The sequence below is a fragment of the Rhizobacter sp. LjRoot28 genome (assembly GCF_964253025.1).
Classification (GTDB): Bacteria; Pseudomonadota; Gammaproteobacteria; order Burkholderiales; family Burkholderiaceae_C; genus Rhizobacter.
In genome coordinates this window covers 1,977,377-1,992,039 of sequence record NZ_CAXUQC020000001.1, presented here as the reverse complement: position 1 = coordinate 1,992,039, position 14,663 = coordinate 1,977,377, and the positions used below count along the sequence as shown (strand labels likewise).

General features: G+C 67.3%; 14 protein-coding genes. 7 read left to right on the top strand and 7 right to left on the bottom strand.

Annotated features, from left to right (window positions below):
* Positions 1 to 11 precede the first annotated feature (11 nt).
* The 5 genes from ACSQ2F_RS09205 to ACSQ2F_RS09185 are packed head-to-tail and all read left to right on the top strand — an operon-like array spanning position 12 to position 6,174.
* Positions 12 to 2,645 carry a 4Fe-4S binding protein gene (locus ACSQ2F_RS09205; protein WP_436021974.1) on the top strand — a complete coding sequence of 878 codons (2,634 nt, stop codon included), beginning with the start codon at positions 12 to 14 and terminating at the stop codon, positions 2,643 to 2,645.
* Positions 2,642 to 3,925 carry a nitrous oxide reductase family maturation protein NosD gene (locus tag ACSQ2F_RS09200; protein ID WP_436021972.1) on the top strand — a complete coding sequence of 428 codons (1,284 nt, stop codon included), beginning with the start codon at positions 2,642 to 2,644 and terminating at the stop codon, positions 3,923 to 3,925. The genes ACSQ2F_RS09205 and ACSQ2F_RS09200 overlap by 4 nt, the downstream gene beginning before the upstream one ends.
* The gene (locus ACSQ2F_RS09195; RefSeq protein ID WP_436021970.1) at positions 3,915 to 4,832 is read left to right on the top strand and encodes an ATP-binding cassette domain-containing protein; all 918 of its coding nucleotides are present in this window, start codon (positions 3,915 to 3,917) and stop codon (positions 4,830 to 4,832) included. The genes ACSQ2F_RS09200 and ACSQ2F_RS09195 overlap by 11 nt, the downstream gene beginning before the upstream one ends.
* On the top strand, positions 4,829 to 5,659 hold the full coding sequence (locus ACSQ2F_RS09190) for an ABC transporter permease (RefSeq protein WP_436021968.1): 831 nt from the start codon (positions 4,829 to 4,831) through the stop codon (positions 5,657 to 5,659). The genes ACSQ2F_RS09195 and ACSQ2F_RS09190 overlap by 4 nt, the downstream gene beginning before the upstream one ends.
* Positions 5,656 to 6,174 (top strand): nitrous oxide reductase accessory protein NosL, encoded by a 519-nt coding sequence (locus tag ACSQ2F_RS09185; RefSeq protein ID WP_436021966.1) that lies wholly within the window; start codon positions 5,656 to 5,658, stop codon positions 6,172 to 6,174. Before ACSQ2F_RS09190 ends, ACSQ2F_RS09185 begins: the two co-directional genes overlap by 4 nt.
* 145 nt (positions 6,175 to 6,319) lie before the next feature.
* On the opposite strand, the gene ACSQ2F_RS09180 is transcribed toward ACSQ2F_RS09185, so the two are convergent.
* The 7 genes from ACSQ2F_RS09180 to ACSQ2F_RS09150 all read right to left on the bottom strand — a co-directional run bounded on the left by ACSQ2F_RS09180 (position 6,320) and on the right by ACSQ2F_RS09150 (position 13,486).
* Positions 6,320 to 7,231 (bottom strand): FAD-dependent oxidoreductase, encoded by a 912-nt coding sequence (locus ACSQ2F_RS09180; RefSeq protein ID WP_436021964.1) that lies wholly within the window; start codon positions 7,229 to 7,231, stop codon positions 6,320 to 6,322.
* Between the two features lie 634 nt (positions 7,232 to 7,865).
* Positions 7,866 to 8,534, bottom strand: a complete 669-nt coding sequence (locus tag ACSQ2F_RS09175; RefSeq protein ID WP_436021962.1) for a cytochrome c3 family protein — start codon at positions 8,532 to 8,534, stop codon at positions 7,866 to 7,868.
* Between the two features lie 12 nt (positions 8,535 to 8,546).
* A complete protein-coding gene (locus tag ACSQ2F_RS09170) occupies positions 8,547 to 9,032 on the bottom strand; it encodes a nitrate reductase cytochrome c-type subunit (protein WP_436021960.1) in 486 nt (161 codons plus the stop codon).
* Positions 9,033 to 9,054: 22 nt separating this feature from the next.
* Positions 9,055 to 11,544 (bottom strand): periplasmic nitrate reductase subunit alpha, encoded by a 2,490-nt coding sequence (napA, locus tag ACSQ2F_RS09165; RefSeq protein ID WP_436021958.1) that lies wholly within the window; start codon positions 11,542 to 11,544, stop codon positions 9,055 to 9,057.
* Positions 11,531 to 11,872 carry a chaperone NapD gene (locus ACSQ2F_RS09160; protein ID WP_436021956.1) on the bottom strand — a complete coding sequence of 114 codons (342 nt, stop codon included), beginning with the start codon at positions 11,870 to 11,872 and terminating at the stop codon, positions 11,531 to 11,533. The genes napA and ACSQ2F_RS09160 overlap by 14 nt, the downstream gene beginning before the upstream one ends.
* A 1-nt stretch (position 11,873) precedes the next feature.
* Positions 11,874 to 12,032, bottom strand: coding sequence for a periplasmic nitrate reductase, NapE protein (gene napE / locus ACSQ2F_RS09155; protein ID WP_436021954.1), 159 nt, complete (start codon positions 12,030 to 12,032; stop codon positions 11,874 to 11,876).
* A 164-nt stretch (positions 12,033 to 12,196) separates the two neighbouring features.
* Positions 12,197 to 13,486, bottom strand: a complete 1,290-nt coding sequence (locus tag ACSQ2F_RS09150) for an acyl-CoA dehydrogenase family protein (protein WP_436021952.1) — start codon at positions 13,484 to 13,486, stop codon at positions 12,197 to 12,199.
* Positions 13,487 to 13,632: 146 nt separating this feature from the next.
* Here ACSQ2F_RS09150 and ACSQ2F_RS09145 point away from each other — a divergent pair, with 146 nt between their 5' ends.
* Together ACSQ2F_RS09145 and ACSQ2F_RS09140 are read left to right on the top strand one after the other, a co-directional pair.
* The gene (locus ACSQ2F_RS09145) at positions 13,633 to 14,118 is read left to right on the top strand and encodes a DUF411 domain-containing protein (RefSeq protein WP_436021950.1); all 486 of its coding nucleotides are present in this window, start codon (positions 13,633 to 13,635) and stop codon (positions 14,116 to 14,118) included.
* Positions 14,115 to 14,468, top strand: a complete 354-nt coding sequence (locus tag ACSQ2F_RS09140) for a copper-binding protein (RefSeq protein WP_436021948.1) — start codon at positions 14,115 to 14,117, stop codon at positions 14,466 to 14,468. Before ACSQ2F_RS09145 ends, ACSQ2F_RS09140 begins: the two co-directional genes overlap by 4 nt.
* The last annotated feature ends 195 nt before the right edge of the window (positions 14,469 to 14,663 follow it).

The window sequence follows — 14,663 nt, the reverse complement described above, 5'->3', positions numbered from 1 at the left end:
CCCCCCTCTCAATGCATTCCTCTGTCTCCCGTGTTCGTCCGGCCACTCTGGCCGCAGGGTTCTTTCTCCTGTTCGCATTCCTCGTCGGTGGAGCGCGAGCGGCCACGGGAGCGTATGAAGCCGAACTGCCGGCCGATGTCGCCACGGCGCCGGACCTGTGCAGCCGCGTGCCGTGCGCCGAGGTCTTTCCCGGCGCCACCGGCTTCTCCGAGCGCAAGGGCCAGCCGCCCTACGTCGAAGCCTATGGCGAACCCGTGGCCGGCAAGAAGCCGCTGCTCGGCTACGTCATGCTGTCGACGGACATCACCGACACGCCAGCCTACTCCGGCAAACCCGTCGTCACCCTGATCGGCATGGACCGCGATGGCCGCTTCGTCGGCGTGAAGGTCCTCAAGCACTCCGAACCGATCCTGCTGCTTGGCATTCCCGAGTCGGCCCTCATCAAGTTCAACGACCAGTACCTCGGCAAGTCCGTGGCCGAGACGTTCGAGATCGGTCCGTCGCGTCCTGACGAAGGCGTGCTCGGTCTGGACGCCATCTCGGGCGCCACCGTCACCGTCATCGCCCAGAACCAGGTCATGATGGCCTCGGGCCAGGCGGTGGCCCGCCAGGTCGGCATCCTCGAGGCCACGAAGCGGGAACCCGCGCGCTTTCTGCCCGGCAATCCCGGCGCCGGCTGGCCCGAGCTCGTGGAGCAGGGCCTCGTCAAGCGCCTGCGCGTTCAACCCGAACAAGTGGGCCTCGATCCAGGCGGCGAACCTTTCATCGAACTGTGGTTCGGTGACCTGAACCATCCGGACCTGGCGCGTGCCGTGCTCGGCGAGGCGGGCGCCCGCAACCTGCGCAGCCACCTGCAACCCGGCGACCACGCGCTCTTCATCGTGCGCACCGGCGGCCACGAGTCGTTCAAGGGCTCCGGCTTCGTGCGCGGCGGCCTGTACGACCGCGTGCAGGTCCGCCAGGGCAGCGACGCCTTCACCTTCCGCGACCTCGACTACCTCAACCTGTATGGCATCGCGGCGCCCGGCGCACCCTCGTACACCGAGTCGGCCATCTTCGTGATCCGCTCCCCGGCCTTCTCGGCCGCCTACCCGTGGAAGCTGTCGTTCCTCGGCAACCGGGTGGACCGCGCCACGGGGGCTCGCAGCTTCACCGGCTTCGACTCGACCTACTGGCTGCCCGACGCGCTGCTGGAGGGCGGCCGCCCCGAGGTGCAGGAGAAGGCCGAGCCCTGGGTGCAGGTGTGGAAGTCGCGCGCGCTGCCCATCGCGCTCTTCGCCACCTTCCTGGTCGCGGTGACCATCGTCTACGCGCTGCGCGAGCGCCTCACGCGGCGTGCCACCCACAAGAACAAGTGGCCCGTCAACGGCTTCAAGTACACGGCCTGGGCACTGAGCATCGTGTTCGTGGGCTTCGGCGCCATGGCTCAGCCGTCCATCACGCAGGTGCTGACCTGGTTCCATTCCATCCTGGCCGAGTGGCGCTGGTCGCTGTTCCTCTCCGATCCGTTCATCTTCCTGTTCTGGATCTTCATCATCGTCACCGTGTTCCTCTTCGGACGAGGTCTCTTCTGCGGCTGGATGTGCCCTTTCGGCTCACTCTCCGAGGCGATGTACAAGCTCGGAAGTGTGGTTGGCCTGCGCCGCTACCAGCGGCACCTGCCGCAGAAGTGGCACGACCGCCTGAAGTGGGTAAAGTACGGCGTCTTCTTCGGCCTGCTGGCGGTGTCCCTCTTCTCGATGGGTCTGGCCGAGGTGCTGGCCGAGGTGGAACCCTTCAAGACCACGTTCCTCGTGGGCGTCAACAACCGCGCCTGGCCGTATGGCTTGTTCGTCTGTACGCTGCTGGGCATCTCCCTCTTCGTCGAGCGTCCGTATTGCAAGTACATCTGCCCGCTGGGCGCCGCCCTGGCCATGCCCAGCACCTTCCGCTGGTTCGGCCTGCCGCGCAAGGTCGACTGCAACAGCTGCAAGGCGTGTGCGGTGGGTTGCGGATCGCTGGCCATCGATGCGGCAGGCCGCATCGATCACCGCGAGTGCCTGCACTGCCTCGACTGCCTCGTGCTGTACACCGAGCCGAAGGCCTGCCCGCCACTGTCGAAGGAGCGCAAGCGACGTGAGCGCGAAGGTCTCCCCATGACGGCCATCGGGCGCAACGGGTACTTCATCCCCATTCATCCCGTGCCCGCGGAGCCGGTGCCGGCCGCCGCACTGAAGGGTCCGGACCCGCGCATGCCGACCGATCCCGTCACGCCGGCCCACCTCGGCGGTCATCGCGGTCTGCGGTGGCTCCTCAGCGAACTGCGCGACCACCTCTGGCCCTGGAGCGCCGAGGGCTGGAACAGCCGTCGCGGTCTGCAGGTCGCCGGCATTTCGCTCGCGCTCACGGTCACCCTGGTGTGGGCCCTGGCCGCGATGGGTCGACTGTCGGGCGCCGCCGTGATCGGCTGGTGGTTCGGCTGGAGCCTGTACGAGGTGCTGATCCGCATGTCCGGCCGTCGCTACGTGAAGGACGGTCCGTGGTGGCAGGCGAACTACCGTCGCGCCAGCTGGATGGACATGCTGAGCTACGTCGGGTTCAAGAACCTGCTCATCGGCGCCGTGCTCTTCCTCATCCTGAAGGGTCTGGGGTGGCTGCCGGCATGAGATGGCTCTGGCTGGCGGGTTGGCTGCTGATCACGGTGCATGCCGGAGCCGCGACGCTCCGCGTGCATCCCGGGGACTCCCTCGCGCAGGCTCTGGCCCGGGCCGCGGCGCATGACGTGATCGAGATCGAGGCGGCCCTGCACTCCGGCAACTTCGTCATCGACAAGCCCTTGACGCTGCGCGGCGTGGGGCCTGGGCGGCCCACCTTGAGCGGCGCAGGGCAGGGCGACACCGTCCGCGTCACCGGCACCGACGTCGTCATCGAGAACCTCATCGTCCGCGACTCCGGCGACAGCCTCAAGGACCAGAACGCCGGCATCTACATCCGGCCCGGCGCCCACCGCGCGGTGGTGCGCCGGTGCGACCTCACCTACAACCTCTTCGGCCTGTGGATCGAGAAGGCGGACGACGTGGTGGTCGAGGGGAACATCATCACCGGCAAGCGCGAGTACAACTCGGCGCAGCGCGGCAACGGGGTGCAGCTGTACAACACGCAGCGCGCCCGCATCATCGGCAACAACATCGGGTTCGTGCGTGACGCCCTGTACGTGGACGTCTCCCACAACGCCATCTTCCGCGGCAACAAGCTCCATCACAGCCGCTACGGTACGCACTACATGAACTCGTACCACAACCTTTGGGAAGACAACGACAGCTACCTGAACCGCGGCGGCCTTGCCCTGATGGAAGTGCGCGACCAGCTGGTCCGCAACAACCGCACCTGGGGCAACCAGGATCACGGGATCATGCTCCGCACGATCCAGGACTCGATCGTCGAGAACAACGTGATCGCCGGCAACGGGCGCGGCTTCTTCATCTACGACGTCGAGTACGCCACCCTGCGTGGCAACCTCGTGGTCGACAACGAGGTGGGCGTGCACCTGGCAGCCGGGTCCACCCGCAACCAGGTGACCGGCAACGACTTCATCGGCAACCGCGAGCAGGTGCGCTACATCGGCGCGCGCGACGAGGCCTGGGGCGCCAAACAGCCCGGCAGCGGCAACCACTGGGGCAACTACCTCGGCTGGGACCGCGATGCCGACGGCATCGGCGACGTGCCCTATGAGGCCGATGACGTGGTCGACCGGCTGACCTATCGCCACCCCGGCGTCCATCTGCTGTTCGGCAGCCCGGCGGTGCAGGCGCTGCGCATCGTGGGGCGCCAGTTCCCGGTGTTGCGCTCGCCGAGCGTCGTGGATGACTACCCCCGGATGCTGCCGGCCCATCCGGACTGGAAACAATGGCGCGGGAAGAACGGAGCTCCATCGGATGCCAAGTGACAATGTGGTGATCGACCTGCAAGGCGTCACCAAGCGCTACGGCGCCTTCACGGCCGTCAACGGCGTAGACCTGCAGGTGCGCAGCGGTACGTTGTTCGGCCTCATCGGCCACAACGGCGCGGGCAAGAGCACGCTCTTCAAGATGATGCTCGGGCTCATCGCGCCGGACGCGGGCGACATCCGCATCGCCGGCACCCTGGTGCGGGACCGCGCGTTCCGAGCCGTGCGCCGCCGCGTCGGCTACCTGCCCGAGAACCTCGTCCTCTACGACAACCTCAGCGGCCTCGAGACCTTGCGCTTCTTCGCGCGACTCAAGGGCGCCGATCTCGCGACCTGCGCCACGCTGCTCGATCGGGTCGGGCTGACCTCTGCCGGCGAGCGGCCCGTGCGGGCGTACTCCAAGGGCATGCGCCAGCGCCTCGGGCTCGCCCAGGCGCTGCTGGCTTCGCCGCAGGTGCTGTTCCTCGACGAACCGGGCAACGGCCTCGACCCCGCGGCCATCCGCGACTTCTACGTCATCCTGAACGAGCTTCGCCAGCAGGGGACGACGGTCGTCATCACGTCGCACATCCTCAACGAGCTCGAAGCCCGGGTCGACCGGCTGGCCATCATGGTCAACGGCCGGGTGTGCGCCACGGGCAGCGTGCAGGACCTGCGTGACCGCTCCGGCATGCCGCTCACCGTGCGTGCGCGCGTCGAGGCGGCGACCGTCGAGTCCCTGCGGGCAGCGGTGCCATCGGCCATGGAGGTGATGGTCGCCGACGAGCCCGGCAGTTTCGAGCTGCGCTGCACGCGTGAGGCGAAGATGCCGACGCTCGCGGCGCTTCATGGCCTGGGCAGCCGGCTTACCGACGTCCAGGTGCGCGAGCCGTCGCTCGAGGATCTCTTTTTCACGGTGGAAGGATGAGCGTGCTCGGCATCGAATGGCGACAGGTCGGCGCGGTCGCGACCAAGGAATTCCGGGATCGCCTGCGCAACCGCTGGGTGGTGGCGGTGGCGATCGTCTTCACCCTGTTCTCGCTGGCCATCACCTGGTTCGGCGGCGCCCAGCAGGGGCAGGTGGGCCCGCGCTCCATCGAGTTCGTCGTGGCCAGCCTCGTCAGCCTGGCGATCTACCTCATTCCGCTGATCGCGCTGCTGCTCGGCTTCGATGCCATCGTCGGCGAGCGCGAGCGGGGGTCGCTGGACCTGCTGCTTGCGATGCCCATCACGCGGCTCGAACTGCTGCTGGGCAAGTACCTGGGGCTGGCGGTGGCATTGACCTTGTCGACCCTGGCCGGCTTCGCGCTCGTGGCCGTGCTGCTCTACCGCCAGTTCGGCATGGCCGCCTTCGGGCAGTACCTGGGCTTCGTGGTCACGGCGGTGTTGCTCGGCCTCGCGTTCCTGAGCCAGGCGGTGCTGCTGTCGGTGGTCACCCGCGAGCGGACCCGCGCCTCGGGCCTGGCCATTGCCGTGTGGTTCGGTTTCGTGCTGGTGTTCGACCTCGTGCTGCTCGGCGCGCTGGTGGCCAGCGGCGGTGAATTCGGCGGCGAGGCGCTGGCCTATGTGCTGCTGCTCAACCCGGCCGACATCTTCCGCATCATGAATGTCTTTTCGCTCGACCAGGCGCGCAGCCTGTACGGCCTCGCGGCCATCGTGCCGCCGCAGCTCGCCAACCCCTGGCTGATGGGCTCGGCGATGCTGGCCTGGATCTGTGCACCCCTGGCCGTGGCTCTCTGGAGATTCCGTCCATGAACCCCCTCCGTCGTCAGATCCTGGCGGCCGCCGCCGCAACCCTGGCCCTTGCCGCCTGCGGCGAGAAGGCCTCCGCGCCGGTCGTCGCCGTGGACTTCGATCCGTCCAGCACGTGCGACCTCGATGGCATGCTCCTGGCTGACTACCCCGGCCCGAAGGCGCAGATCCACTATGCCGGACAGTCCAGACCGGTGTGGTTCTGCGACACGGTCGAGATGTTCAGCGCGCTGCTCAAGCCCGAGCAGGTGCGCAGCGTGACCGGCGTGTTCGTGCAGGACATGGGCCAGGCGGACTGGGACAAGCCGCGCGGCCACTGGTTCGATGCGCGCCAGGGGGTCTATGTGTTCGGCAGCAAACGCCAGGGCTCGATGGGGCCCACGATCGCGAGCTTCCGCAACGACGCCGATGCCAGCGCCTTCGTCAGCGCCCACGGGGGCCGCGTGGTCCGCTTCGCGGACGTGAAGCCGGACATGGTCGACCTCAGCGGCGGCGGGGACCACGACAGCCGCATGTGAGGTGGCGGGCCAGCGATTGGTTGAACGCCCTCAGGTGTCTCGAGCCTGAGCGGCCCGCACCGGCCGGCACCGAGCGCAGAGGAGTCTTGAGGCCGTGCTCGGCTGTGGGTGAGGTGACCGCGTCTCGCGGATCGTGCCGATGCTGTCAGGCCGCGCTTGCCAAAGGCGCAGGGCAGGGCGCCCACACCGTCGGCCGCGCCAGCTGCAGTTCCCGCTGAATCGACTTGGCGACCTGCACCCCGTGAGCGTATGACGTCGTGACGCAAGGGTGCCAGTAGTTCGTGACCTCTCCGGCCGCGAAGAGGCGGGGCCAGCGCGCCACAGCACCGTTCCGATCGACGTCGAGGTAGCCGTCGCGCAGGGGCAGGGACAAGCCCGCGGGGATGCAGGCCTCGAAGCCGAACTGCACACCGAGGACGTCGAAAGGCACCCCGTTGACGGTCATGCTGCGAGCATCCGCGTGGAAGGGGCCGACGTGAACGAAGCGTGGCTCCACCTGCCGCATCAGAAGGGGCTGGGCGCGCGGTGCGCGCCGGCAGAAAATGTGGACCTCGCGCGCACCGCGTTGAATGGCGAAACCGGCCTGATCGAACGCATTGTCGCCGCCGCCCAGAATCGCGAGCCGCTTGCCCGCGACGTCCAGACGCTCCATCGAGAGGCCTGGCCCGATGCCCACGTGGTCGCTCTCATGAAACCCGCCATCACGCGGCCGGCTGCCCGTGGCGATGACAAGGTACCGCGCGCTGTGCACTGCCCGCTCGTTCCACACGTCCCAACCATCGTGCCAGGCGCTTCGACGGATTCCCGCGGCGGTGAAGTTCAGGTGATGCGGAACGCCGGCATCCTTCAGATGATCCTGAAGCGACTCCGCCACGGCCTGTCCGGTGCGGTTCTGCAACCCGGGCAGCCAGCGGTTCCGGTACGGGCTTCTGCGTTGAAGTCCCCCCGCTGCAGAGGCGGCTTCGAGGAGCAATACGCGCAGGCCCAACTGATGGGCCCACAAGGCGCAGGCCGCACCGGCCGGGCCCGCGCCGACCACGATCACATCCTGGATCATTTCCCACCACCGTCGACTGGCGACATTGCCTGGGGAGCATGCTGCATGGCATGCATTGCCCGCGACGGGATTGCATGCGCAGCGATGTCGCGACCGGCGAAGCGGCCGGACCGGCCGGGCGGTTCAGTCTGCCTGCCGGGACGGCATGTGCGTATCGCCATCCGTCCTCGGGCGTCAGCCCCACAGGTCGAGCGGCGGATCCACCACCATGGCCTTGAGCAGGTCGGAGCATGAGACGACCCGGAGGAGGCGACTGCCTTGCGCGTCGGTCATGGGGGACGCAGGAGAGTCCGCTGGCGAGGAGGACTGCGGCGGCGCGGCGAAGTTCAGTGTCGGGGCGCACGGAGGGCACCGGCGTCCACATCACCGAGGAGACGGGCTCGGCAGGGCGCTGATCCCGGGTCGATGCGGCTTCCACCGGGCCGGCGAGGGTGCACCGGGTGAAGCCGGGCTGGCGCTCGCAGCTGACCGGTGTGGCAGACGTGCCCGTTTACGAGGGGAAGGTGCGTGCAGCGTCCGGCCGCGCCGCGTGCGCCCGAATCCGGGCTCGGCATCTGGTACGGCCACTCATCCTCTAGGTCCCCGGGATCGAGTCACGCGCCCGCCTGACGCCGGGCGCGCGATACGAGACCCTTCACTGCGCGGTGTTGGCCGTTCCCGCCGCGGTCGCGGCTTCGGAGACGTCTTCCTTCGGCACGTTCTGCCCCGGCGTGTCGGTCGGGCCTTCGCCCGGCGGAATGTGCGGCAGCTGGTGCGCGATGCCCTTGTGGCAGTCGATGCAGGTCTTCTCCTTGTTGGCGAGGTAGCGCGAGTGCATGTTCTGCGCGCGCACGCTCTGGCGGGTGAAGTCCATCGAGTCGTAGTTGTGGCAGTTGCGGCACTCCAGGGAATCGTTGGCCTTCAGCCGCGACCACTCGTGCTGGGCCAGCTCGAGCCGCTTGGCCTCGAACTTCTCCGGCGTGTCGATGGTGCGGAAGATCTTGCCCCAGACTTCCTTCGACGCCTGCATCTTGCGCGCCATCTTGTCGGTCCAGTTGTGCGGCACGTGGCAGTCCGAGCACACCGCCCGCACACCGGATCGGTTGGTGTAGTGGATGGTGGACTTCAGCTCGACGAACACGTTGTCCCGCATCTCGTGGCAGCCGGTGCAGAACTGCTCGGTGTTCGTCGCTTCCATGGCGGTGTTGAAGCCACCCCAGAACAGGATGCCCGCGATGAAACCGGCCGTCGTCAGCAAGCCCAGGCTGAAGTGCACGCTGGGTCGGGAGAGGATCTTCCAGTAGCGCTTGAAGAGATCAATCATGGAGACGGCCCGTCACTTCTTGTGGCCGGCCGGCGCCGCCTGACCCTTGCGGATCACGGTGTCGACGTCCTCGAACTGGTTGTTCACCAGCGGACGAACGGCTTCCTGAGGCACGTGGCACTGCATGCAGAAGTAGCGCCGGGTGGAGATCTGCCCGAGCACCTTGCCGTTGCGATCGACGTAGTGCGTGACGCTCACCGGGACCGCCTGACTGAGCTCGGTCTTGGCGCGCGCATGGCAGTCCATGCACTTGTTGAAGTTCTTGTCGATCTGGTAGCTGTCGACCTTGTGCGGGATGGTCGGCGGCTGCATGTCGTAGTTGCGGGTGCGCCGGATGTCGTCGTTGACCGGGTTGGCCAGCAATGGAGGCCGCGTGGTCTCCATGATGGGCACCGGGCCGCGGGCGGCGTCCTGCAACTTGACGGGCTGCTGCGGTTCGGCGGCGCCGGCCGAGGAGGCCAGCAACGCAAGGGCGAGGGTGAGGCTGCGAAAGATCATGGCGAAATGCTCCTGCGTGGCCTCAGACCTTGGTGACCCGGACCGCGCACTTCTTGAAGTCGGTCTGGAACGAGATCGGGTCGGTGGCATCCAGCGTGACCTTGTTGATCAGCTGGCTGGCATCGAACCACGGCACGTAGACCAGACCGCGCGGCGGCTTGTTGCGTCCGCGCGTTTCCACGCGGGTGCGGATGCTGCCGCGTCGCGAGGCGACGTCGACTTCCATGCCGCGGCGCAGGCCGAGATCCTTGGCGTCCTCGGGGTGCATGTAGCACACGGCGTGTGGCATCGCCTTGTGCAGCTCCGGAACGCGTCGGGTCATCGAGCCCGAGTGCCAGTGCTCCAGCACGCGGCCGGTCGACAGCCACATCGGGTATTCCTTGTCCGGCGACTCCGGCGGCGGTTCGTAGGGCAGGGCGAAGATGACCGCCTTGTTGTCGGCATGACCGTAGAACTGGAAGCCCGTGCCGGCCTTGACGTACGGATCCGAGCCTTCACGGAAGCGCCAGCGAGTCTCCTTGCCATCGACCACCGGCCAGCGCAGGCCCCGGTTCTGGTGGTAGGTGTCGAACGGAGCCAGGTCGTGGCCGTGGCCGCGGCCGAAGGAGGCGTACTCCTCGAAGAGGCCCTTCTGCGGATAGAAGCCGAAGGCCTTCGCTTCGTCGTTGGCATAGCCGGCTTCCACTTGCGACGCCGGGAACTTGTCGACCTGGCCGTTGGCGAAGAGCACCTGGAACAGGGTCTTGCCGCGCAGCTCCGGCTTCTTGGCGATCAACTCGGCAGGCCAGACTTCCTCGACCTTGAAGCGCTTGGAAAACTCCATCAGCTGCCACAGGTCGGACTTGGCTTCGCCCGGCGCGTTGACCAGCTGGTGCCAGAAGTGCGTGCGGCGCTCGGCGTTGCCGTAGGCGCCTTCCTTTTCAACCCACATCGCGGCGGGCAGGATCAGGTCCGCGGCAAGGGTGGTGACCGTGGGGTAGGCATCCGAGACGACGATGAAGTTGTCCGGATTGCGGTAGCCGGGGTAGCCTTCCTCGGTGAGGTTGGCGGCCGCCTGCATGTTGTTGTTCACCATCACCCAGTAGGCGTTGAGCTTGCCGTCCTTGAGCATCCGGTTCTGCTGAACCGCGTGGTAGCCGGCGGTGGTCGGGATGGTGCCTTCGGGCAGCTTCCAGATCTCCTCGGTGTGCGCCCGGTGCTTCGGGTTGTTCACCAGCATGTCGGCGGGCAGGCGGTGGGAGAACGTGCCGACCTCGCGCGCCGTGCCGCAGGCCGAGGGCTGCCCCGTCAGCGAGAACGGGCTGTTGCCCGGCGTGGAGATCTTGCCGGTGAGCAGGTGGATGTTGTAGATCATGTTGTTCGCCCAGACACCGCGGGTGTGCTGGTTGAAGCCCATGGTCCAGAACGACATCACCTTGATCTTCGGGTCGGCGTACAGCTCGGCTAGCGCCTCGAGGCGGTTGGCGGGCACGCCGGTCAGCTTGGCGGTGTATTCGAGGTCGTAGGTGGAGACGAACTTGGCGAACTCGTCGAAGTTGCTGGGCTTGGAGCCGCCCGCTTCCTTGGCATTCTTCGCCGCCTTCTGCAGCGGGTGGTCCGGACGCAGGCCGTAGCCGATGTCGGTGTTGCCCATCTTGAAGTTGACGTGCTTCTCGACGAACGACTTGTTGACCCGCCCGGTCTTGATGATGTAATGGGCGATGTAGTTGAGGATCGCGAGGTCCGTCTGCGGCGTGAAGGTGAGCTCGATGTCGGCGAGTTCGTAGGAGCGGTGCTCGAAGGTCGAGAGCACGGCCACCTTGACGTCCTTGCCGCTCAGGCGGCGGTCGGTGACGCGCGTCCACAGGATGGGGTGCATCTCCGCCATGTTGGAGCCCCAGAGCACGAAGGCGTCCGCGGCTTCGATGTCGTCGTAGCAGCCCATCGGTTCATCGATGCCGAAGGTGCGCATGAAGCCCACCGCGGCCGAGGCCATGCAGTGGCGGGCGTTCGGGTCGATGTTGTTGGTGCGGAAGCCCGCCTTCATGAGCTTCAGTGCGGCGTAGCCTTCCCACACCGTCCACTGGCCGGAGCCGAACATGCCGACCGCGGTCGGGCCCTTCTCCTTGAGGACGCGCTTGAACTGCTCGGCCATGACGTCGAAGGCCATGTCCCAGGACACGTGCTGGAACTCGCCGTCCTTCGCGTACTTGCCGTTCTTCATGCGAAGCAGCGGCTTGGTGAGGCGGTCCTCGCCGTACATGATCTTCGAGAGGAAATACCCCTTGACGCAGTTGAGGCCCTTGTTGACCTCGGCTTGCGTGTCGCCATGGGTGGCCACCACGCGGTTGTTCTTGACGGCAACGGTCACGCCGCAGCCGGTGCCGCAGAAGCGGCAAGGTGCCTTCGACCATTTCAGGTCGGAGGACGATTCGCTGGCGGTCTGGGCGATGCCGGGCAGGGGAATGCCGGCAGCTGCGGCGGCAGTGGCAGCCGCGGTCTGGCGGATGAAGGAACGTCTAGCGATCGGCATCGGGAATTTCCTCGTTCATGGTGTCCAGGTCTTCGACATGCTGGTAAACCAGCGGTGCCGACAGGACGCCGTCGATGTGTTGAATGGTGCGGACCTTGTCGATCATCTCGTCGGCCGTGGCGGCCTCGAGGGTGACGACGAGCTTGCCGCTGGATTCGGCGTGGACCTCGGCGCCGTCGAGCTTGAGCACTTCACCGGCCACGAGCGGGCCGCGGCTCGGCGTGGTGTACACGACCAGGCTGGCGATGTGCAGTTCGTCACGGACTGCCGGTGCTGCAGCGGGTGCCGCGGCGGTGTCGGCGGCCGGGGGAGGAGGGGGCGTGTGCATGTCAGCTTCCCGGCGGGCCCGCGAAAAGCTGGTACATCCAGACCAGGAAGCCGTAGCCTGTCACGACCATGACGGCCAGCAGCGGTGCGACGACGGCGCACAGCAGCAGGAAGCCGCGGAGCTCCTGCGAGCGTGTAAATTGTTCTTGTCCCTCGTTCACGTGCTTCCTTCGTCAGGGTTGCCACATCTGGCAACGGAATTCTGGGGTTTATCAGCGGGCGCCCGTCGGGTCAACGATCAACCTGCGGCGCGGTGCGACTCCCCGGGTCGGACTTGCATCGATGTCGTTCTCGTGATCCAGACGATTATCGTGAGATGCGTTCCTCATGTTGAGCCCGAATAGTGACTTTCTGACGGTGCTTTCCAACGCATCATGTGAGCGGCATTGGCGCCCCGACGCGTCTTGGCACGGGCCAGTTCGTTGCGGGCCACCGTGCGCAGGTGCACTTCGTCCGGTCCGTCGAGCAGGCGCAGTGCGCGACCCCAACTCCACAGGCGAGCCAGTGGCGTATCAGGGGTCAGCCCCATGGCACCGAACACCTGGATCGCGCGGTCGAGCACGCGGGTCTGGAGCTGAGCCGCCACCACCTTGATCGCCGCCACGTCCACGCGCGCCGCCGCGTTGCCTTGCTGGTCCATGCGCCAGGCGGCGTGCATGACGAGCAAACGGGCCTGGTCGATCTCGATGCGGCTGAGGGCGATCCAGTCCTGGATGTTGGCGAAGTCGGCCAGGCGGGCGCCGAACGTGCGGCGTTCGAGCGCGCGCTCCGTCATCAGTTCGAGCGCGAGTTCGCATTGGCCGATGGTGCGCATGCAGTGATGAACCCGGCCGGGGCCGAGCCGCGCCTGGGCGAGGGCGAAGCCCCGGCCCCATTCACCGAGCAGGTTCGAGCGGGGCACGCGGACATCGCGGAACACCAGTTCGCAGTGCCCTTCGATCGCCTGGTGGTCCATCACCGGGATGTTGCGCTCGATGGTGAGTCCGGCTGCGTCGATCGGCACGACGACGATGGAGTGCGCATCGTGGTGGTGGTCGTCCTGCGCGCCGACGTCAGCGCTTCGGCCCAGCAGGAACACATGGCGGCACAGCGGATGGTTGGCGCCCGTGATGAACCACTTGCGGCCGTTGATGACCAGATCGTCGCCGTCCGGTTCGATGCGGGTGGCGATGTTGGTGGCGTCGGAGGAGGCGACGTCCGGTTCGCTCATCGCGAAGCAGGAACGGACCTCGCCGGCCAGCAGGGGGTCGAGCCAGGCGAGGCGCTGCTCGGGGGTGGCGAAGAGCTGCAGCAGCTCCATGTTGCCGGTGTCGGGGGCGCTGGAATTGAAGACCTCGGCGGCCCACGGCACGCGGCCCATGATCTCGCACAAGGGCGCGAAGTCGACGTTGGACAGTCGCGTGCCGGGCTGGTCGTCGCGCAGGCTGGGCAGGAAGAGGTTCCAGAGGCCCGTGTCACGCGCCGAGGCCTTGAGTGGCTCCAGCACGTCGTGGGGATAGACGCCCGCGTCCGCGTAGCGGTTCCAGTCGCCGAGGCTCGGGAGCACCAGGTCGTCCATGAAGCGGGACAGTCGGCTCGCCAGTTCGGCGCTGAGGGGGCTGGGGGCGAAGTCCACGGGAGCGGTGTCGGGATGCGGGGCGTTTCTACAGGCGAGAGCATCGCTGCAGCGGGCGGACTTGGCCTTGCGCTGTGTCAAGCGACGCAAGCGCCACGGACGGCACCATGCCGGCATGCCGCCCTCGGCAACCCTCGATCACCAAGATGTCCTGCTTCATGATGAACCGTCGCCATCTCCTGTCCGCTGCGGCTGCCTGGCTGGTCCTCGCGTCGCTTCCCGCGGTGGCCGTGCCAGCCGCACGCCGCGTGCACGTCTACAAGACGCCCACCTGCGGATGCTGCGGCGCCTGGGTCGAGCACCTGTCGGTCGCAGGATTCGATGTCGTGGTCACCAACGTCGACGACACCACCGCAACGCGCAAGCGCCTCGGCATGCCCGAGCGGTTCGGCAGTTGCCACACCGCCGTGGTGGACGGCTACGTGCTGGAAGGGCATGTGCCGGCCGACGAGGTGAAGCGGCTCCTGGCCTTGCGCCCCGCCGTGCTGGGCCTCGCCGTGCCAGGCATGCCGGCCTCATCGCCCGGCATGGACGTCGTCCCTGGTCGACAGGATGGCTACGACGTGCTGGTCATCGATCGCGCCGGGCGCGACACCGTTTTTGCCCGTTACCCCAAGGCCCGAAAGGCATGAAGATGAAGTTCAAGTCCATCCTGGCAGCTGCCACCCTTGCCGTCGCGGCGCAAGCGCAGGCCGGCCACGCCGAGCACGACCATGCAGGGCATGCGGCCGCTGCCGCAACGACGGCGGCGCCCGCGGTGGCGCAGGCCGAGGGCGAGGTCCGCAAGCTCGATCGCGCGGCGGGCAAGCTGACGCTGCGGCACGGGCCGATCGCGAGCCTCGAGATGCCTGCGATGACCATGGCGTTCCGCGTCACCGAGCCGAAGGTCTTCGAGGGACTCGCGGTGGGCGACAAGGTGCGCTTCTCCACTCGGCGCATCGACGGCGCCTACACCATCACGGCCATCGAGCCGATGAAGTGATCGGCAGCGCGGCCGCGAGCGATGCGGCCGCTCAAGGCATGCGAGCGGTCGGCCTCTGGCGTGAGGGCTCGACGTCTCGGGCGTGCCCCATGCAGCACTTCTGCTCACTGGCCTTGTCGCCGCGCCTGCTTTTGCTGGGGCAGCGTCAGGCCGCAGGGGGAGGCTGCCCCACGGCCAGTCGTGGCGGCGGCGCTT

Bases quoted from the DNA above. Each gene is read 5' to 3' on its own strand.
- ACSQ2F_RS09205 (WP_436021974.1), top strand. From the start codon at position 12: ATGCATTCCTCTGTCTCCCGTGTTCGTCCGGCCACTCTGGCCGCAGGG.
- ACSQ2F_RS09200 (WP_436021972.1), top strand. From the start codon at position 2,642: ATGAGATGGCTCTGGCTGGCGGGTTGGCTGCTGATCACGGTGCATGCC.
- ACSQ2F_RS09195 (WP_436021970.1), top strand. From the start codon at position 3,915: ATGCCAAGTGACAATGTGGTGATCGACCTGCAAGGCGTCACCAAGCGC.
- ACSQ2F_RS09190 (WP_436021968.1), top strand. From the start codon at position 4,829: ATGAGCGTGCTCGGCATCGAATGGCGACAGGTCGGCGCGGTCGCGACC.
- ACSQ2F_RS09185 (WP_436021966.1), top strand. From the start codon at position 5,656: ATGAACCCCCTCCGTCGTCAGATCCTGGCGGCCGCCGCCGCAACCCTG.
- ACSQ2F_RS09180 (WP_436021964.1), bottom strand. From the start codon at position 7,231: ATGATCCAGGATGTGATCGTGGTCGGCGCGGGCCCGGCCGGTGCGGCC.
- ACSQ2F_RS09175 (WP_436021962.1), bottom strand. From the start codon at position 8,534: ATGATTGATCTCTTCAAGCGCTACTGGAAGATCCTCTCCCGACCCAGC.
- ACSQ2F_RS09170 (WP_436021960.1), bottom strand. From the start codon at position 9,032: ATGATCTTTCGCAGCCTCACCCTCGCCCTTGCGTTGCTGGCCTCCTCG.
- napA (WP_436021958.1), bottom strand. From the start codon at position 11,544: ATGCCGATCGCTAGACGTTCCTTCATCCGCCAGACCGCGGCTGCCACT.
- ACSQ2F_RS09160 (WP_436021956.1), bottom strand. From the start codon at position 11,872: ATGCACACGCCCCCTCCTCCCCCGGCCGCCGACACCGCCGCGGCACCC.
- ACSQ2F_RS09145 (WP_436021950.1), top strand. From the start codon at position 13,633: ATGTCCTGCTTCATGATGAACCGTCGCCATCTCCTGTCCGCTGCGGCT.
- ACSQ2F_RS09140 (WP_436021948.1), top strand. From the start codon at position 14,115: ATGAAGATGAAGTTCAAGTCCATCCTGGCAGCTGCCACCCTTGCCGTC.